At 64.8% G+C, this 18,655-nt stretch carries 19 protein-coding genes and 1 pseudogene; 6 read left to right on the top strand and 14 right to left on the bottom strand.

Annotated elements, in window-relative coordinates:
* Positions 1–62: 62 nt before the first annotated feature.
* Together infC and SIN08_RS14615 are read left to right on the top strand one after the other, a co-directional pair.
* A pseudogene (gene infC, locus SIN08_RS14620) lies at positions 63–272 on the top strand (translation initiation factor IF-3); the annotation flags it as partial.
* A 56-nt stretch (positions 273–328) separates the two neighbouring features.
* Positions 329–949 (top strand): isoprenylcysteine carboxylmethyltransferase family protein, encoded by a 621-nt coding sequence (locus tag SIN08_RS14615; RefSeq protein WP_322452335.1) that lies wholly within the window; start codon positions 329–331, stop codon positions 947–949.
* A 590-nt stretch (positions 950–1,539) separates the two neighbouring features.
* Here the strand turns inward: SIN08_RS14615 and SIN08_RS14610 are convergent.
* Positions 1,540–2,718 carry a pyridoxal phosphate-dependent aminotransferase gene (locus tag SIN08_RS14610; protein WP_322452334.1) on the bottom strand — a complete coding sequence of 393 codons (1,179 nt, stop codon included), beginning with the start codon at positions 2,716–2,718 and terminating at the stop codon, positions 1,540–1,542.
* Between the two features lie 81 nt (positions 2,719–2,799).
* Here SIN08_RS14610 and SIN08_RS14605 point away from each other — a divergent pair, with 81 nt between their 5' ends.
* Both SIN08_RS14605 and SIN08_RS14600 read left to right on the top strand, forming a co-directional pair.
* On the top strand, positions 2,800–3,486 hold the full coding sequence (locus SIN08_RS14605) for a GNAT family protein (protein WP_322452333.1): 687 nt from the start codon (positions 2,800–2,802) through the stop codon (positions 3,484–3,486).
* Positions 3,487–3,624: 138 nt separating this feature from the next.
* Positions 3,625–3,828, top strand: coding sequence for a hypothetical protein (locus SIN08_RS14600; protein ID WP_322452332.1), 204 nt, complete (start codon positions 3,625–3,627; stop codon positions 3,826–3,828).
* Between the two features lie 3 nt (positions 3,829–3,831).
* Here the strand turns inward: SIN08_RS14600 and SIN08_RS14595 are convergent, their stop codons facing one another.
* The 4 genes from SIN08_RS14595 to SIN08_RS14580 form a co-directional block, all read right to left on the bottom strand.
* A complete protein-coding gene (locus SIN08_RS14595; protein ID WP_322452331.1) occupies positions 3,832–4,860 on the bottom strand; it encodes a nickel/cobalt transporter in 1,029 nt (342 codons plus the stop codon).
* A gap of 43 nt (positions 4,861–4,903) precedes the next feature.
* Complete coding sequence (locus tag SIN08_RS14590) at positions 4,904–5,569, bottom strand: DUF1007 family protein (RefSeq protein ID WP_322452330.1); 666 nt, start codon at positions 5,567–5,569, stop codon at positions 4,904–4,906.
* 68 nt (positions 5,570–5,637) lie between these two features.
* A complete protein-coding gene (locus tag SIN08_RS14585) occupies positions 5,638–6,549 on the bottom strand; it encodes a LysR family transcriptional regulator (protein ID WP_322452329.1) in 912 nt (303 codons plus the stop codon).
* A 3-nt stretch (positions 6,550–6,552) separates the two neighbouring features.
* Positions 6,553–7,734 (bottom strand): amidase, encoded by a 1,182-nt coding sequence (locus SIN08_RS14580; RefSeq protein WP_322452328.1) that lies wholly within the window; start codon positions 7,732–7,734, stop codon positions 6,553–6,555.
* Between the two features lie 545 nt (positions 7,735–8,279).
* Between SIN08_RS14580 and SIN08_RS14575 the strand changes: the two genes are divergently transcribed.
* Positions 8,280–9,413, top strand: coding sequence for a type III PLP-dependent enzyme (locus tag SIN08_RS14575; protein ID WP_322452327.1), 1,134 nt, complete (start codon positions 8,280–8,282; stop codon positions 9,411–9,413).
* 144 nt (positions 9,414–9,557) lie between these two features.
* Positions 9,558–10,100, top strand: a complete 543-nt coding sequence (locus tag SIN08_RS14570) for an N-acetyltransferase (RefSeq protein WP_322452336.1) — start codon at positions 9,558–9,560, stop codon at positions 10,098–10,100.
* A gap of 16 nt (positions 10,101–10,116) precedes the next feature.
* On the opposite strand, the gene SIN08_RS14565 is transcribed toward SIN08_RS14570, so the two are convergent.
* From SIN08_RS14565 to SIN08_RS14525, 9 genes are all read right to left on the bottom strand, one after another.
* Positions 10,117–10,398: an SCP2 sterol-binding domain-containing protein gene (locus tag SIN08_RS14565; RefSeq protein ID WP_322452326.1), complete on the bottom strand. Its 282-nt coding sequence runs from the start codon at positions 10,396–10,398 to the stop codon at positions 10,117–10,119.
* 99 nt (positions 10,399–10,497) lie between these two features.
* Positions 10,498–11,037, bottom strand: a complete 540-nt coding sequence (locus SIN08_RS14560) for a MarR family winged helix-turn-helix transcriptional regulator (protein ID WP_322452325.1) — start codon at positions 11,035–11,037, stop codon at positions 10,498–10,500.
* 245 nt (positions 11,038–11,282) lie between these two features.
* Entirely contained in the window at positions 11,283–11,771 is a 489-nt protein-coding gene (locus SIN08_RS14555) for a hypothetical protein (protein ID WP_322452324.1), read from the bottom strand.
* Between the two features lie 12 nt (positions 11,772–11,783).
* Positions 11,784–12,191 carry a hypothetical protein gene (locus SIN08_RS14550; RefSeq protein WP_322452323.1) on the bottom strand — a complete coding sequence of 136 codons (408 nt, stop codon included), beginning with the start codon at positions 12,189–12,191 and terminating at the stop codon, positions 11,784–11,786.
* Between the two features lie 13 nt (positions 12,192–12,204).
* The gene (locus SIN08_RS14545; RefSeq protein WP_322452322.1) at positions 12,205–12,708 is read right to left on the bottom strand and encodes a rod-binding protein; all 504 of its coding nucleotides are present in this window, start codon (positions 12,706–12,708) and stop codon (positions 12,205–12,207) included.
* Between the two features lie 112 nt (positions 12,709–12,820).
* Complete coding sequence (locus tag SIN08_RS14540) at positions 12,821–13,210, bottom strand: hypothetical protein (RefSeq protein ID WP_322452321.1); 390 nt, start codon at positions 13,208–13,210, stop codon at positions 12,821–12,823.
* A 3-nt stretch (positions 13,211–13,213) separates the two neighbouring features.
* Positions 13,214–13,960, bottom strand: coding sequence for a flagellar biosynthetic protein FliR (gene fliR, locus SIN08_RS14535; protein WP_322452320.1), 747 nt, complete (start codon positions 13,958–13,960; stop codon positions 13,214–13,216).
* 252 nt (positions 13,961–14,212) lie between these two features.
* The gene (flhA, locus tag SIN08_RS14530) at positions 14,213–16,300 is read right to left on the bottom strand and encodes a flagellar biosynthesis protein FlhA (RefSeq protein ID WP_322452319.1); all 2,088 of its coding nucleotides are present in this window, start codon (positions 16,298–16,300) and stop codon (positions 14,213–14,215) included.
* A gap of 151 nt (positions 16,301–16,451) precedes the next feature.
* Entirely contained in the window at positions 16,452–18,653 is a 2,202-nt protein-coding gene (locus SIN08_RS14525) for a xanthine dehydrogenase family protein molybdopterin-binding subunit (RefSeq protein ID WP_322452318.1), read from the bottom strand.
* Positions 18,654–18,655 lie beyond the last annotated feature (2 nt).

Below are 18,655 nucleotides of genomic sequence, written 5' to 3'. Positions count from 1 at the left end.
TGGCGACGCGCGGAGGATTGTGATCGCCGCGATGCGTAGCGACGAACGCCCGATCAGTGTAAGAGGTGAAGATGAGGGCAGTGCGGCGATTTTGCGAAGAAGGCGACAAGGTCAAGCTGACACTACGTTTCCGCGGTCGCGAGATAGCCCATCTGGAACCCCGCATGCAGCTCCTCAACAAGGTCCGCGAGGAAGATGCGCCCATCACCCAGGTCGAGGCCGATCCCAAGCTCCATGGCCGCCAGATGATGATGGTGCTCGCCCTAGAATAGCCACGTTTTCTCACAAGCGTCGCTCGCAATGACTCGGGCGATGACGTGGAGGGCTGGTGAATTCTGGAGACGCAGGCGCCTTGGCGCGCTATCAGGCGGCTCGCCGTGCCATCCTTGCAATCATCATCGTGCTCGCCTTCACGATGTTGGTGTTCGGAGGATCGCTGCATGATGAGCTGATGCACGAGTACATCGAGACGCTTGGCCTCGCGCTTGTAATGGTCGGGATCGGCGGACGGCTTTGGGCGACGCTCTACATCGGCGGGCGCAAGTCGGCTGTGGTCGTGTCGACCGGGCCCTACTCCATTACCCGCAATCCTCTCTATCTCTTTTCCTCGATAGCGGCGGCCGGGGTCGGAGCACAAACGGGCAGCTATGTCGTTACTTGCTTATGCCTTGTGCTGTCTGCGGCATTCTTTCATATCGTGGCTCGGCGCGAGGAGCGATTCTTGTCCACGACGCTGGGCGACGAGTATTTCTCCTATCTGCGGCGGGTTCCGCGTTTTCTGCCCAATCCGCTGATCTATCGCGACGACGCGGAAGTAACGTTCAAGACCGAGCGGGTTCGCGCCACGTTTGTCGACGGTCTCGTCTTCCTTGCCGCGATCGCGGTGCTCGAGGCCATCGAGGTGGCCCAGGAGGCCGGTACGGTTCCCATTCTTTTCTGGCTTTTCTGAGTCTGTGCCGGTAGCTAATCTAGATTGGCCCGCCCCTATCAGATGGTCCGACCTCAATCTTGATGAAAGATCGGCTTTCCGGCCATTGCCTGTGCAGCAGTCGGTGCCGATCCGCGGGTTGGCGCCGGCCAGACAACGATCTGTGGTGCCGGCGGCTGATCTCCGAGCATTGAGTGAGCAAAGCTGACACCCTCACCAAGACTGGTCCTCCACACTTTGCTCAAGATTTCTGTCGAGGCGGAACAGCCACAGTGCTTGCATCTCGCCTGTGACATTCGTGCGCTCGCGCCTGACCTGGTGGGTGAGGACGGGGTTGCACGAGGCGCGCCGGCACCTAGTGACCGAACATGCCGAGGCCGCTACATGAGCTATGCGGTTGGATATGAGAGTGCGTCCCAGTTCTCGCGCGAGTATAGAAGGCTGTTCGGCGCTCCACCGTGTCGCGAAGCCGACTCCTTGCAGTCAATCGTTAAAGCCGGTCCATAAAGCCCGGCAGCGTCTCGTTCGCAAACGATGACAGCTTTCGGGATTTCCCGCGCTTACCGCGAACGGCCGATTTGAGGTCGTTCTGCGACGCTCCCTTGAGCCGCTCAGGACCGGCCCTTGGCCAGAAACTCCCCGATCCGCTCGATCGCGCGCAGGATGTTCTCCTCCGAATTGGCGTAGGAAAGGCGGATATACCCTTCACCCAGCACGCCGAAATCGGGCCCGCCGATCAATGCCACGCCGGCTTCCTCCAGAAGCGCGGAGGCCAGCTTCTTCGCTTTCCAACCCGTCTCCTTGATGTTCGGAAAGGCATAAAACGCCCCTTTCGGCGTCTGGCAGGTGATGCCGTCGAGGCCGTTCACGCCTTCCACCACGATCTTCCGCCGCGCGTCGAAGGCGCGCATCATCTTCTCCACGTCATCCTGCGGGCCGTCGATGGCGGCGATGCCGGCGTATTGCGCCGGCGCGTTGACGCAGGACCAGCAATTGACCGCGAGCTTGCGCACCTTTTCGTAGAGCTCGTCCGGCCAGATGGACCAGCCGAGACGCCAGCCGGTCATCGCCCAGGTCTTCGACCAGCCGTTGAGCACGATCAGCCGGTCGCGCACCTCCGGGAAGGTCAAAAGCGAGGTGGCCGTCTCGCCGTCATAGGTCATGACGTCATAGATTTCGTCGGAGAGGATGGCAACGTCCGGATGGGCCCCGAGCCCCTTGACCAGCTTGGCGATCTCGGCGCGCGGGGTCACGCCGCCGGCGGGGTTGGCGGGGGAATTGAGGATGAGCAGGCGCGTCTTCGGGGTGATTAGGGACAGCGTCTCCTCGGCGGAGAAGGCAAAGCCGTTCTCTTCGCGGATCGGCACCGGCACCGGGGTGGCGCCGGTATATTCGATCATTGAGCGGTAGATGGGAAAGCCGGGATCGGGGTAGAGGATTTCCGCGCCCGGCTCGCCGAACATGACGATCGCCGCATACATGGTGGGCTTGCCGCCGGGCAGGATCATCACACTGTCCGGCGAAACCTCGATGCCGGTGGTGGCGAGCGTGCGGCGCACCACCGCCTCGCGCGCGGGCAGGATGCCGTTTGCCGGGGTGTAGCCGTGATGGCCGTCGCGCAGCGCCTTCACCGCCGCTTCGACGATGTGCTCGGGCGTGCGGAAATCCGGCTGGCCGATGCCGAGATTGATGATGTCACGCCCCTTATGGGCGAGGTCCGTCGCCCGCGCGAGAACGGCGAAAGCGTTCTCCTCGCCTATACGGTCGAAAGCGGGCACTGTATGGAGCATCGGAGGAGTTCCATCTGGTTCTGTCATCTTGCGCAGGCTTTTGTGACGCTTCGCGCGAAAAACGTCAATCTGGAGGTCTGCGTGGACGATCTGAGGCATTGGACAGCGCGGCCGGCGCCCGCCCGGGCGCCGCTCGAGGGCCGCTACGTGCGCCTGGAGCCGCTCGATCCCGCCCGCCACGGCGACGACCTCTTCGCCGCCTCGAGCGTGCCGGACGCGGAGGCGCGCTTCCGCTGGCTCGGCGATTATCCGCCGAAAAGCCGGGCCGCCTTCCAGCCATGGCTGGAAAAGGCCGCAGCCAGCAGCGATCCGCTCTTTTTCGCCGTCATCGACAGGGCAACCGGTGTGGCCGGCGGCCGCCAGACCCTCATGCGCATCGATGCCGCGAACGGCTCGGCGGAGATCGGCAACATCTATTGGGGCCCGATGATCGCCCGCACGCGCCTGGCGACGGAGGCCTTTCATCTCTTCGCCCGGCACGTCTTCGACGACCTCGGCTATCGCCGTTTCGAGTGGAAGTGCAACGCGCGAAACGAGCCGTCGAAGCGCGCCGCCCTGCGGTTTGGCTTCCGTTTCGAGGGGCTGTTCCGCCGGCACATGGTGGTGAAGGGCGAAAACCGAGACACGGCGTGGTTTTCCATCATCGATTCGGAATGGCCGGCCGTCAAAGCCGCGGCGGAAACCTGGCTGGCGCCCGGGAATTTCGATCGTGAAGGGCGCCAGATCCGGCGGCTGGAGGCGATCAGGGAGTCGATGAATGTCGGTTAGAGCATTTTGCAGCCAAGTGGAATCACTTGGCGTGACACAAATGCGGCGAAAACAAACAGATAGAGCAGCCAAGCGAACGAATGTGAGCGCACCCTGCTCTAGCGTCGAAGCCAAAGTTGCCGCCCGCGAGGCCGTTGCATGAAGGAAAACCGTCAGGCCGCCATCGCAGCGGCGATCATTCTTGTCGGGTTCGGCCTCGTCGCGTTCCTGATGCCGCACATCATGCTGGCGCTCGGGGATGTTTCCCCTTTCGCGGCGGCCGCCGTGGCGGTCTTGTTCGTGGCCGGGTTCTTCCTGGTGTTCTGGTTGCGTGCGCGCAGCCAGAGGCGGAAGGGCAAATGAGATTCAGGCCGTAAGGCTTGCCGCCAGAAGCACGAGCCCCAGAAGCAGGATGGCGGCCGCGCCGGCGACTTCGATCGCCGTATGGATGCGGCTACTCCAGGTACCGCCCCCGGCGATCGCCACCGCCCAGTTCTTCGCCGTAACGGCCAGCACCGCCAGCGTTGAGACGGTGATTGCCGTGCCCAGCGCCATGGCGAAGACCGAGACGATGCCGCCCAGCCACAGCGCGTTGAGGAAGGAGAAGGTCAGGACGATCAGCGCGCCCGAGCAGGGGCGCAGCCCCACGGCCATGATCGCCGACCAGCCCGTTTTCCAGTCGAGACGGTCCTGCGAAAGCGCTGCCGGGTCAGGTGCGTGCGCATGCCCGCAAGAAGGGCAGACTTCGCCCGGGCCATGATGATGGTGATGGTCGTCGTCGTCGTGGTGATGAGCGCCGTCATGATGATGATGCGCGTGGCCGTGACGATGCTCTTCCTTTACATGGGCGGCCGAAAGGCTGTGCATGGGGTGCGAGGGCGCAGACGGGACCAACTGGCGCAGCTTGCGCCACAAGAGCCAGCCGCCGAAGGCGGCGACGAGGGCGAAGCTCACGGTTTCCAGAAACCATGTCGCGTCGGTCATGGAGATCGCGGTTCCGCGCAGGGCCAGGAAAACCGCCCCCATCAGCACGATGGCGGTGAGCGCCTGCAGGCCGGCGGCGGCGAAGGAAAGCGCGATGCCGCGTTTCAGTGCCACCTCGTTCGCCACCATGTAGGAGGAAATGACCGCCTTGCCGTGACCCGGACCGGCGGCATGGAAGATGCCGTAGGCGAAGGAAAGCCCCACCAACACCCAGATCTGCGAGCCGTCCTCGCGCATGGCCTTCAGGGCGCCGGTCAATGCGCGGTAGAACGACTGCTGCTCGCTGTTGATCCACTGTAAGAAGCCTGCGAGCGGCCCGCTGGGGGCGCTGAAGGGCTCGGCCGCGCCGATGCCGAGCGAGCTCTGGGCGTGGACGGGGAGAATGAAAAGCGCCGCCAGCGCGAGGCCCATCAGCGCGCCTGCGGCGGTTCGGCACGCGATTGTCCTCGAGCGTCTATCCATTGTCTGCACACGCGATCTCGAGCTTGGTGGCGAAAATCTTGCTGAGGTCGTTGCCCTGGGGATCGTTGAAGAAGGCCTCCGTGAGGGTCTGCTGGTTCTGGGCGATGGCCTCCTGAGGATCGGGGCGGACCACTTCGCGCCGGCAGTCCTGCGGCAGGTTCTCCACCGCCATGTAGCTGTCCTCGACGTAATCGATGGCGGTGTAGAAGGTCGGGTCGTAGACGCCAAAATCCACTTTTCCGTCGAGCGGCAGCGGCTTTTCAGGATGCGATTCGAAAAGGATGATGAGCTGGTTGTCCCGGAAGTCGGCGATCAGCCGCTGCGGCGGCTGCATGTTCACGTCGCGGCCGTTGGCGGTGACGATCTGGAAATAGTCGAATTCGGCCAGCGATTCGTGAACGACGTCGGCCACCTCCTGCAACTCTTCCGTATCGAGTTGCAGGTCCTTGTTCTTGTCGAATTCCACCAGAACGGTGCTGGAGAACAGGTCGTCGAAACGCCAGAGATGGCGCAGCGCCTCCACGCGGTGTTCGTCGTCGACGACGACGTCCAGCCGGGCTTCCGCGAAGACGTGCGGGTGCGCGGGTGCCTGGGCAGCCGTGACGAGCAGAGCGGCGAGCGCTGCGGTCAGCGTTTCCGTTCTTCTGCGGGCATGCATGGAAGGACGTCCCCCGTCGCTGTCTCGAAAGGCGCCTTGTCTATCATGAACCCGGCGAAAATGGGACGTCACAAACGATCGTCCTCGCTGCAGTTCTCCTTCAGCCAGCGGGCGAGGAAATCCACCAGCGCCCGCACCTTGGCCGGCATGTAGCGGCGGTGGGGGAAGACGGCGAAGATGCCGGCACCGTCGGTGAGGTATTCGTCGAGGAGCGGGACAAGGCGGCCGGCCTTCACCTCAGGCGCGGCGATGAAATCGGGCTGGATGGCGAAGCCCAGGCCGGCGACTGCTGCCGTCCTCACCGCCAGCGGGCTGTTGACCTCGATCGGACCCGAGACGGGAACCAGGATCGGGCTGCCGTCGGCTTCCCTGAAGTGCCATTGGTGGCGGAAGCGGTTGTTGGTGTCGACGATGCAGGGCAGGTGCTGCAGGTCGCGCGGATGCTTAGGCCGGCCGTATTTCTCGATGAGTGTCGGGGCGGCGCAGAGCGGAAGCCGGAAGGGGGCCAGCCGCCGTGCGATCAGCGAGGAATCCTCGAGCTTGGTGATGCGGATGGCAAGGTCGAAGCTTTCCTCCACCAGATCGACGAAACGGTCGTCGAGATGGATGTCGAGGACGATATCGGGATGGGCGGCGGCGAAATCGACGAGGGATTGGCCGATCGGCACGTCGGCGAAGGTTCTGGGGGCCGAGAGCTTGATGCGGCCGCGTATGTCCCCCGACGATTCGCGGACGGTCTCGGAGAGGTGGTCGATCTCGCGAACGATCTCCATCGCCCGCTGATAATAGACGTGGCCGGTCTCGGTGAGAGAGAATTGCCGCGTCGTGCGGTTGAGCAGCAGCGCGCCCAGCTCGTCTTCCAACTCGCGCACATATTTCGAAAGCAGCGCCTTCGATTTTCCGATCCTGCGGGCGGCGGCAGAAAAGCCTTCCGCCTCGACGACGTTGATGAAGGCGCGCATGCGGGTGAGCGTGTCCATGGCTCAGGACAGGAGGCTGGCGGCAATGCGGATGAGTTGACAGTCGCTGCCGGCCGGGCCGAGCAGAGATATCCCGAAAGGCGCACCGTAGACCTCGCCGAGCGGCACGGTGATCTGCGGCCATCCGAGCAGGCCGGCGATGGAAGTCAATGTGAGGGCCTTTTCGCGGTAGCCCTCCAACTCGGCCTGGGTGGCGATCTTGAGCGGCGCGGCGGATGGTTGCGAGGGCATGACGACCACCGAATCCGGGCCCATCAGGGCGGCGAAGTCGGATTGGAAGTCGCGCCGGCGGCGGCGGGCGGCTTCGGCCGTTTCCGCGCTGATCGACCGGCCATAGGCGAAGCGCTCTTTCACGCCGGGACCGAGGTCGCGGTCCCTCTTCGACAGGAAGGCGCCGTGCACCTGCCATGCCTCGTGGGCCTGGATCTCCTTGAAGCGCTCGAAAAGCTCGGCCGGCTCGCCCGGCAGAGCGAGGAAGCCGGGATCGCGGTGGAAATGGGCGCGGATCCGCTCCAGCATATCGCCGTAGACCGACCGTTCCTCCGGTCCGAACAGCAGCGCTTCCAATTCGGCGATGCGGACCGGGCGGCGAAGCTCCCGCGCATGGGGGTCGTCGCCCAGCAGCAATTCGCCGACGGCCGCATAGACGGCCATGTCGCGAGCGAACCAGCCGAACGTATCGAAGGAGGGCGAAAGGGGCATCGCGCCTTCCATGGAGATCCGTCCGTGGGTCGTGCGCAGTCCGGCCAGCCCGCAGAAGGAGGCCGGTGCCCGGATTGAACCGTTCGTGTCGGAGCCTACCGCGATGTCGGCCAGCCCGCCGGCGACCGCGGCGGCGGAACCGGAGGAGGAGCCGCCGGTGACGCGCTCGCGCGCCCGCGGGTTCACCGGCGGGGCGAAGTGGGCGTTCATGCCGATCATGGAGAAGGTGAGTTCGTCGCTCTGTGTCTTGCCGGCGAAGCGGGCGCCGGCATCGAGCAGCGCCTGGACGGCCGGGGCGGTGGTTTCGGCGATGCCCATCTCGGATTCGCGCTGGGGATTGCCGCCGCCGGTGGGATAGCCCGCAACGTCGTAGATGTCCTTGACGGCAAGGGAGAGGCCGGCGAGCGGCCCGGCAACGGCCGAGGGGACCGGCCGGTCGGGATAATCGAGAAAAGCGTTCAGCGCGTCGCGTGTCGCCGTCATGTCAACTCCCCTCGCAAATCGGTCGTCCGGACAATCGGCGCTCGGAGGATTTTTTTCAAGCACAGGGCAATTTTTCGTTGATTGTGACGGCCTACGCGACTATATCGCGCCTGCCCCAAGTCGCACGTGCCTGTGGGCGTCCGCCGGGCCTCGGATATGGCGAGGAAACCGGTACGGTACCTGGACCTAACCGCTCCAGTCGATCTTACGGCCACCCGGAAGATCGAGGACGTCTTGAAGCAACGACGGTGCGGGCCTTTCTGGTGTCTGCCGGTTGTCCAAAGACCGGGGTTACTGAAGAGGCACACCTTCATTGCCGGCAGTGCGGTTGGGTCTCTCCCATACCAAAGCTGAGGCAGACAGAGCCGAGCCTTCGCCTTCCGGCGGGAGCTCATCGTCATGCGTCGCGTATCGCGGGTTTCGGTGATTTCCACCCTCCGTCCCGCCGATCCGTCGAGCCGCATGCTTTGTCCACCGCGGGCGTTGAAGCCCGCAATGCTTGAGCTTGTGTCCGGGCGGCTTCCGCCCGCAATGGAGAGACCCCAATGGCCACGCAGCGCATCCTCGATTTTCTCGCCACCCGACGCCCCGACGGTCCGTGCCTCGTCGTCGATCTCGATGTCGTGCGCGACAACTACCGCGCCTTCGAGAAGGCCCTGCCGGATTCGCGGATCTTCTATGCCGTGAAGGCCAATCCCGCGCCGGAGATCCTGAAGCTTCTGGCGGGCCTCGGCTCGTGCTTCGACACCGCTTCGGTTCCGGAGATCGAGATGGCCCTGAATGCCGGCGCCACGCCGGAGCGCATCTCCTTCGGCAACACCATCAAGAAGGAGCGCGACATCGCCCGCGCCTTCGATCTGGGCATTCGCCTGTTCGCCGTCGACTGTGTGGAAGAGGTGGAGAAGGTTGCCCGCGCCGCCCCCGGCAGCAAGGTCTTCTGCCGTGTGCTGACCGACGGCACGGGCGCGGAATGGCCGCTGTCGCGCAAGTTCGGCTGCGCGCCGGCCATGGCGATCGACGTTCTGCGCCAGGCGCGGGCGCTCGGGCTCGACCCTTATGGCGTCTCCTTCCATGTCGGCTCGCAGCAGACGGACCTCTCCGCCTGGGACAGGGCACTGAGCGATGCCCGTGCCGTCTTCGGCGCGCTGGCGGAGGAGGGCATCGTCCTCAAGATGGTCAATATGGGCGGCGGCTTTCCGACGCGCTATCTGCGCGACGTGCCGGAGGCACAGGCTTACGGGCAGGCGATCTTTTCCGCGCTCAGGAAACATTTCGGCAACCGTCTGCCGGAGACGATCATCGAGCCCGGTCGTGGCATGGTGGGCAATGCCGGTGTCATCAAGTCCGAGATCGTGCTGATTTCGCGGAAATCGAACGATGACGAGGTGCGCTGGGTCTATCTCGACATCGGCAAGTTCGGCGGGCTGGCCGAAACGATGGACGAGGCGATCCGCTATCCGCTGGTCACCCGGCACGACGGCAGCGAGACGGCGCCATGCGTGCTGGCCGGCCCCACCTGCGATTCGGCGGATGTGCTCTACGAGAAGACGCCTTATCCGCTGCCGCTCGCACTTACCGTGGGAGACGAAGTGCTGATCGAGGGCACCGGCGCCTACACGACCACCTATGCCTCGGTGGCCTTCAACGGCTTCGAGCCTCTTCGCGCTTATGTGATCTGAGGGACGGCGGGTCTGCCGCCTGTCGCCTTGCCGGTGGGGCGGATGCCCACCCTCGTACCGAAACACCCGTCGAGGATTGGGACAATGGTCCAGCATGCTGTGGAAACGGCCCGTTTCGCGGGTTTCGCCGCACCGCCCGTCGATATGTTGGCGCCGGGCGCATTTTCCATCGCCCTCGAAACGCCGAAGGACATTGCGGCGCGCGAGGCGCTGCTTGATCGTGCGATGGGGCCGGGCCGGAAGCGCAAAAGCTCGGAGATGCTGCGGCGTGGGCGTGAGCCCTCGGACGGTCTCGCCTTTGTCGCGCGCGGGGCGGACGGCGCGGTCGTCGGTACCGTGCGCCTGTGGGACATCCGCCTGGGTCCGGAGGGCAGGGCGGCCCTTCTTCTGGGGCCCCTTGCGGTCGAGCCGACGCTGAAGGGCGCGGGTATCGGTGCTTCGCTGGTGCGGCATGCGGTGGCGGAAGCGCGCCGCCTCGGGCACCGGGCGATCCTTCTGGTGGGCGATCCGGGTTATTATGCCCGCTTCGGTTTCTCCGCCCGCAAGACGTGCACCCTCTCCATGCCCGGACCCTACGCGCCGGAGCGCTTTCTCGCCTTGGACCTTTGTGAAGGGGCGCTGGACGGGGCGTGCGGCGTGCTCCAGCCCGTCGGCAAAAGGATCTACGCGGCGGCGCGCGCGGCCTGAGCGCGCGCCTTGCAGATCAGAGCAGGGCGTTGAGCCGCATGGCCAGGGACAAGTCGCCGTGCGCGCGGACCTTGCCCTGCATAAAGGCGGCGGTGGGGTCGAGCTCACCGGCCACAATGGCTTCCAGGTCGTCCTTGGCAAGGCTGACGGTGCAGTCGGCCGCCGCGTTCTGCGTAGACACCGACTCGCCGTCGATCAGAACAACGCCGGCATCGCCGCAGTCGAATTTCACAGAGCCCGTGAAGCCCGAGCCGGACAGACGCTCGCGCATCTTGCCGGCGATCTGCTCCATCTCCATTGCTACCCCCTCCATGTGCGGCGCAAAAACAGGGCCGCGAAACTGTGCTGCGGCGGATAGCCGGAGCACAGCCCGGATAGCAATGTGATGACGTTTACGTCAATGTGAATCACTTGCCACCGGCACGCCTTTTCCGAGCAGGCGGTCGAGAAGCTCGGCCAGGCGCTCGAGATTGTCTTTCCCTCCGAGGCGCTTGACGATCCGGTTCTCGTGTTCCTGCCAGAGCTCCACCATTCGGTTGACGAAGTTGATCCCGTCGTCGGTCAGGTAGAGGGAGTGGGAGCGGCGGTCGCCGCTGCCCTTGCGCCGTTCCGCAAGGCCGCGCGCCTCGATGCTGTCCATCAGGAAGACGAAGTTGGCGCGCTTGATACCCAATCCTTCGGCGATGGTCGTCTGTTTCTGGCCGGGATGCTTGGCAATCATGGCCAGAACGGAGAATTCCGCTGGGCGCAGGTTGAGCTTCGTCAGAGTCTCGGCAAAATCCTGGAAGACGAGCAGTTGGGCGCGGCGCAGCTTGAAATCAAGGAGCGAGGTCATGCATGGCAGCCCCTCGTGCTCCGGCGCCACGAGCGGCGAATTCGCATTCAGATCGGCATTGCAACAGCATGCCTTGTTCACTTCAGTCGCCGGCGAGATCATGAAAACCTCCAATACATGACACATATTCAACAAAGGCGCCCGCTGTGCGAGCGGGATAGGACGCCACGAGCGATGAAAACGTTGGGCTCTGCGCCTATCGAGATGTCCTAAAAAAAATCAATTTGGGTATATAATTCCGACCCAAACCAAGTCCGTTTGAAAACGTCATAGTCGAGATCAGGCCCAGATAGGCCCGAGCAGGGAGGATTCCTGCTCCAATTACGCCGGATTATATCTCATATGCGTCATTCGGTCGGGTTTATGCGCCGCCGAATAATGTTGTCGCGTATTTCCGATTTGGATAGATAATCGATCTGCTCAATCAGGACCTCGTGGACCAGCGTGTCGCCCACGCGTGCATTGATGCCGTCGCGTATACCTTCGCGGAAGGCATCGAGGTCGAGGGCGGCGCGGTCGGAAAAATCGATCTGGGGGTTTCCGTAGAGGTAGTCGTGCAACTCGTCGACCAGCAGCATCTCCGCCGGCACCGACAGCGCTTTCAGCTTTTTCGGCTCCACCGTGTAGGCGAGCCTGGCGAGGAAGTAGCCGCCGACACCACCCGTCGTGGCTACGGGCACCGAGATCACCGGCGTGCGGATATAGTCCAGTCCGCCGAAGAAGGCGGCCGGCGCGGAATTCGGGTCCTTCGCCGCCTGCGACATCTGGAAAGAGTAGAGCACCGAGGCCAGTGTCGCGGCGCTGATCCAGACGGCGGCGAGCAGGAATTTCAGCATTGCCGACGATCCCTAGCGCTGTCCGAATTCGCGGACAGAATAGGTCCCGTCGGCCTGGGCGCGTTCGGCGGCTTGCCGCAACAGCGTCGCCACCTCGCCGACTGCGCCGAGATGCGCCTGGATCGCTGCCTCGTTGACCGACAGCCGTTCACGCAGCCGGCTCAGTGCCGTCCGATGCTCCGCATTGAGTGCGGCCGGATCGACGTTCCTGAAGGCCCTGCCGAGTTCGTGCAGGTGGCGACTCTTGCGGGTGTTGGAAGCTCTGATGTCAAAGCCCGGATCCGTGCGGATGGATGCCGTTTCGGCCTCGATCACCTCTTCGACACGGCTGATCAGGCTGAGCAGCGCGCCGGCCCGGGCGTATGTCGCGGACAACTCCGTTGCGGATGCGGGACCGGCGGGGGAAGTGGCTTTCTGCATTGATATCTTTCCGCTAGGCGTCTTCATTGTCGACGGCAACCTGGCCGGAGACGGTGGCGACCGTCTTGCGCTCGATCTCTTCGACGAGCCCCGTCGCAAGCGTCTGCTGTTCGGCTGTCGCGAGCCTCGTCGGGTGGCCGGACAGGCCGGCGACGGGTTTCTTCTTCCCGTCCTCCAGCGTGTGCTCCCCGAGCACGCGCTCGGCGATGCCGATGCCACCACGCTCGGCCATGGCCGTGCCGAGTTCCTGTGCGAGCATTCCCCGCCACATCTCGCCGGCCAAGCCCTCGCCGTAGAAGGTCGTGCTGTCTTCCGGCAGCATCGACTGCAGGAAGTTCTGCAGCACCATGGATTCGAACTGCACGAAGTGCGCCGGCCTGCCGGTGACCGGCGCGTCGGTTCGCGGCGCAGCCGCCGCCGGCGCTTCGAAGGCGGCGGTGGCGTCCGCCGCATATGTTTGCAGCCGGGCGCGCGCCGCCTCCACCTTTTGCGGATCGGCGGCCCGGGCCACGTCCATGAGGATGTCTCCGGGGGGTGAGATTGCCAAGAGCGTCTACCCTGAACCTGTTGCGTTCCTCCGACTATGGCAGCGAAAGCTTGCGGCAGGCTTGCCGGCCGGATGATCTCGGTCAGCTTGAACCGGAGCGCTTGTGTTCGATGATCTCGTGCAGCGCCTTTTCCTCGGCGTCCCGTTCGTGCCTGCGTAAGGCCCGGGCGTGGGCGCGCCCCGCCGCTTCGACGCGCGCCCCGGCGACGGCCGTTTTTTCGGCTTCGGCGGCCGCCCGCGCACGGCTTGCCTCGGCGCGGGCGAGCGCACGGTCGATGCCGTCGTGGTAGATGGCCGGGAACAGGTCGGCCAGGCTGTCGGGAGCATCGAGCCGGCCGGCGATTGCTTCGGCCTCGGCTCCGGCGGCGGCGGCCTCGCGCGCATGCGCGGCGCTGCGGTTCTCGTGCACTTCCTTCAACCGCCTTTGGAGGTCGAGGAGCCGTGCCAGTTTCTGCAGTCTCGCCGTTGCCATGTTTCACCTGCCGATGGTCGTCGGCAGAAACCCGTCCGCAAAGAGGCTGAGGAACGTGCCGATCCCCAGATACATGAGCAGGAGGCCGCCGACGATGACGAAGGGAAGGGAGATGAAATAGATCGGGATCTGCGGCGTGAGCTTGTTGATGAAACCGATGGCCAGATTGACCACGATGGCATAGGCCACGAAGGGGCTGCCCAGTCGGATCATCACGAAGAAGGCCTGCGAGAGCGTGTCGGCGAGATCGGTGAGCGCCGATTGCGGATCGAACAGAAGGTCGACCGGCGCCAGCCGGTAGGAGCCGATCAATGCCTGGATGATGGCGTGGTGGAAATCGAGCACGAAGAGCAGCATCAGCGCCGAAAAGGAAATGAGGGCTGCGATCTCCGGCTGCGGCTCGTTCTCCTCGATGGCGATACCGCCGCCGGCCATGCCGAAGCCCATCATCATGGCCATGCCCGCGCCGATATACTGCAACGCCAGCATGTAGAAGCGCGCCACCAGCCCGATCAGCGCGCCGACCAGAAGCTCCGAGCCGATGAGCACCAGAAGCACCTGCGGCTGGCGTGAGACGTAAGGCACGATCTGGTCCCACAGATGCGCCAGCAAGGCGAGCGAGACCGCGACGGCGACGAAGAGGCGGATCTGCACGGGCACGCGCGCGCTACCGAGGCCCGGCATGAGCATGACGCAGGCGCCGATGCGGCAGAAGGCGAGGAAGGCGGCGAGGACGGCTGTCTCGAGCATCGCTTATCGCACCGCGCGGAGACGGGTTGTAAGCAAAGCGCGCTGTCCCGCGCCTCCCTCCGTCATCCCGGAAGCCACAGCGAAGCGGAGGCTGTCCGGGATCCATTCCGTGACCTGTCCAGGTTCCGGAATGGATCCCGGCTTGCGGCCGCAAAGCTCCCTTGGCCGGGATGACGTCGGGCGGCGTGCGCTGCCGGGCGCCATTCATAAGCTCGGGGCAAAAGGGAGCGTCAAACGTGTTGGCATATGCGCCTACGAAATCGCCCCCATTACCTTGATCTCCACGCCCTTGGCGATTTCGACGTGGCTCAGCACTGGCAGATTGGGGAAGAGCCGCTCGATGATCATGCGCACATAGGGCCGCGCGTCCGGTGCCGTCACCAGGACGAAGCGCTTGCCGGTGTCGAGATGCGTGCGGATCGCCTGTCCCGCCTCCTGGCCGAATTCCTCGAGCTGGCGCGGGTCGATGTCGAACTCGCGCACCTCTCCCTTCGGGTCGCGCTTCAGCGCCTGATGGAAGGCGAGGTCCCAGCGGTTGCCGAGCCTCAGCACGTTCAGGACGCCGCCCTCGCTGAGATCCCCGCAGATCTGCTGGGCCATGCGGATGCGCACGTGCTCCACGATCTGCTCGGTGCGGCGGATGTGCGGGGCGATCTCGGCGATGGCCTCGATGATCAGGTGCAGGTTGCGGATCGAGATGCGCTCGGCGAGCAGGAGCTTCAGCACGGCCTGCAGGCCCGGATAGGTGATGTGGGAGGAGCAGATCTCGTCGGAAAGCTTCCGGTATTCCGGGTCGAGCCGGTCGATCAGCGCCTTCATGTCCTTGTAGGACAGGAGCTGCGGCAGGTTGTTGCGGATCACCTCGGACAGATGCGTCAACAAGACCGACATGTTGTCGGCATAGGCAAGCTGCGCGTTCTTCAGCTCCTCCTCGAACATTTCGGGCACCGAGAAGGCGCGCATGCCGAAGGCGGGCTCCTTCACCTCCTCGCCGGGCAGGTCCGGGGCCGGCTTGCTGCCCAGAAGGGCGAGCAGTTCGCCCACGCGCAGCCCGTGCTCGGCCACGACGGTGCCGTGGATCTTGATGCGGTAGCTCTTGGGCGGAATGGAGAAATCGTCCGTCAGCCGCACCTCGGGCACCACGAAGCCGTATTGCGTGGCGAACTTCTTGCGCATCTTGTTCATGCGGAAGGCGAGTTCCCGATGCGAGGCGATCAGCCGCGTGGAAAGCTGCTTGCCGATCAGGAGCTCGATCTCGGCCGTCTTCAGCGAGGCCTTGACCGAGTTCTGCTCCTCCTCGGCGGCGCTGAGCTGCTCCTGGCGCGCGGTCTCGGCTTCCGCCTCCTTGCGCTGCCTTTCCCGCCGCGGCAGCATATAGCCGAGCCCCGCCATCGTGCCGGCCAGCGCCAGGAAGGGCAGGACCGGCAGTCCGGGCATCAGCGCCAGCACGGCAAGCAGCATGGCCGCCACGAAAAGGGCGCGCGGATAGGCGCTCAATTGCCCGAAGACGGCCTGGTCGGCGGAGCCGCGCGTCCCGCCCTTGGAAACGAGAAGCCCGGCGGCCAGCGAGACGATGAGCGCGGGGATCTGCGAGACCAGCCCGTCGCCCACCGAAAGCTTGGTGAAGACGTCGGAGGCCTCAGTGAGGTCCATGCCGTGGCGCGCATAGCCGATGGCGATGCCGCCGACGATGTTTATCGCGGTGATGATCAGGCCGGCGATCGCGTCGCCGCGCACGAACTTGGAAGCACCGTCCATGGCGCCGAAGAAGGAGCTTTCCTCCTCCAGTTCGCTGCGCCGGCGCTGCGCCTCCTTCTCGTCGATGAGGCCCGCCGACAGGTCCGCGTCGATCGACATCTGCTTGCCGGGAATGGCGTCGAGCGTGAAGCGCGCACCCACCTCGGCGATGCGGGTCGACCCCTTGGTGATGACGACGAAGTTCACCACGATCAGGATCAGGAAGACGATCAGCCCGATCACGAAGTCGCCGCTCATGACCAGCTTGGAAAAGCCGCCGATCACATAGCCGGCGGCGTTGGTGCCCTCGTGCCCCTCCGACAGGATCATGCGCGTGGTCGCGATGTTGAGCGACAGGCGCATCATCGTGGCGATCAGCAGGATGGTGGGAAAGGAGGAAAAATCGAGCGGCCGCTGGATCCACAGCGCCACCATGAGGATCAGCACCGAAAAGGCGATGGAAAAGGCCAGCCCCACGTCGATCAGGAAGGCCGGAATGGGCAGGAACAGCACACCCAGGATGATGATGACGCCCACCGCAAAACCGATGTCGCGGCTGTGCCCCCGCGTCTCGCCCGCGCCTACGCTCTCGCTCAATGCCATTCACGCCTCCATCAGGCGGGGAGGATAGGGAGCGAAGCTTGTGCGAGGGCGGAGCGGGCTCGCCGGGATTGTTCTCACCGGCGACAGCAGGGCCATCTTAAGACAACGGCCGCGATGAGAATCGCGGCCGTCTTCCATGTCGTATGCTTGGCTACGCCGACAGGTTCTTGGTAATCGGGAGCTTTCGGACCGTCTCACCAGTTGCGGCCCGCAGGGCGTTGGCGACGGCCGGGCCGATCGGCGGCACGCCAGGCTCGCCGACGCCGGTGGGCGGCTCGTCGGACGGCACGATGTGTACCTCCACGCGCGGCATCTGATCGATCCTGAGCGGTGTGTATGTGTCGTAGTTCTCCTGGTCGACCACACCGCCCGTCAGGGTCAGTTCCTCCTGCAGAATCGCCCCGAGTCCGAAGCCAATGCCGCCCTCCATCTGAGCGCGGATCTGGTCGGGATTGATCGCGGTGCCGCAATCCACGGCGCAGACCACGCGGTCGACCGTGAAGTCACTGCCGCCATTATAGGTGATCTCTACCACCTCGGCGACATAGGTCGAGAAGCTTTCATGGAGCGCCACGCCGCGGAAACGGCCTTCCGGCAACGGTTCGCCCCAGCCCGCCTTTTCCGCCGCCAGCCTCAGCACGCCCGCATGGCGCGGGTGTTTGCTGAGCATCGACAGGCGAAACTCGACCGGATCGCGATTGGCAGCCGCCGCCAGTTCGTCGATCAAGGTCTCCATGACATAGGCCGTATGGGTGGAGCCCACCGAACGCCACCACAGCACCGGGATCTTCACGTCGGTGGTCGTCAGCTCGACCTTCAGGTTCGGGATAGCGTAAGGCAAGTTCGTCGCGCCTTCCACCGAGGTCGGGTCGATGCCATCCTTGATCATTGCGGCCATGGGGGAGCCGGACATGATCGACTGGCCGACGATATGATCGTAGAGAGCGACGACATTGCCGTCCGTGTCGAGACCAGCTTTCACCGCGTGCACATAGGCCGGCCGGTAGCGACCGCCCCGCATGTCGTTCTCGCGGGTCCATTGCACCTTCACCGGCTTACCGGGGCCGAGTGCGCGGGCGATGGCCACCGACTCGACGATCAGGTCGGCGTCAGAGACCGCTCGGCGGCCGAAGCTGCCGCCGGTCTTCATCACGTGCAAGCGCACCTTGTCCGGCGTGGTGCCGCCAACCTGCGCGGCGACGGCCTGATAGAGATCGGGCATCTGGTGTCCGCCCCAGACGTCGACGATGCCGTCCTCGTTGAGGCGGGCGACCGCGTTGAGCGGCTCTATCGAGGCATGGACGAGATAGGGGAACTCGTAGTGGCCCTCGATGACCTTGTCCGCATTTGCCAGTGCTGCGGCAGTATCGCCGTCGTTGCGCGCGGTGGCTGCGCCCGCGCCGTCGGCCGTCCTGTTGTACTCGGCCGTGATCTCGGCCGTGCCGCGCTTTTCGGCATTGGCCTCGTTCCAGGTCACCTCCACGAGGTCACGGCCCTTGAGCGCGGTCCACATGTCCCTACCGATCACGGCGACACCGCGCGGCGTCTGGACGACGTCGACGATGCCTTCGAGCGCCTTGGCCTTGGAGGCGTCAAAGCTTTCCACCTCGGCGCCGAATTTCGGCGGATGGATCATGACGGCCGTCACGAGACCGTCCATCTTGAGGTCGATCGTGTAAGTCTGCGTGCCCTTCGTCTTGCCGGGCGAATCATAGCGCTTGAGGCTGTCCGAGCCGATCTGGGTCCACTTGTCGCGCGGCTTCAGCGGTACGTCGTCCGGGATCGGCATCGCGGCGGCGGCTTCCGACAGCTCGCCGAAATTCGCCTGTTTGCCCGAGGCGTGCGACACGACGCCGGAAGCGACCGTGATCTCCTCCGCCGGCACGTCCCAACGCTCAGCCGCGGCCGCCACCAGCATGGTGCGCGCGGCGGCGCCCGCCTTGCGATAGCGCTCCCAGGACGAAGCCATCGAAGTGGAGCCGCCGGTTCCCTGCATGGCCCCGCCCCAGGCGAGGTTGCCATAGGCGGCGCTGTTGCCCGAGCCGCCGACCACGTCGACCTGATTCCAGTCACCCTCGAGCTCTTCCATGACCAGCGTGGCGATGCCGAAATAGGCGCCTTGCCCCATCTCGAACTGCGAGGAGCGGATGACGATCTGGTTCTCCGGCGTGATCTCGACATAGGTCTGGAACGGGTTCGCCTCCGTGGCCTCCGGCGCGGATTGCGCGCCAGCCGGGGCGGCGGCTATCAGCCGGTAGCCGACGGCGAGGCCCGCGGCCGTTGCGGCGGTGCCGAGGAGGAACTGGCGGCGCGTGGGCTGCACCGCGCTTCTGTTCAAACGAAACGGCAACATGG

The sequence above is a fragment of the Chelativorans sp. M5D2P16 genome, assembly GCF_034427935.1.
Classification (GTDB): Bacteria; Pseudomonadota; Alphaproteobacteria; order Rhizobiales; family Rhizobiaceae; genus Chelativorans.
The sequence above is the reverse complement of the archived record's forward strand: the minus strand, read 5'-3'. Positions and strand labels throughout refer to the sequence as shown.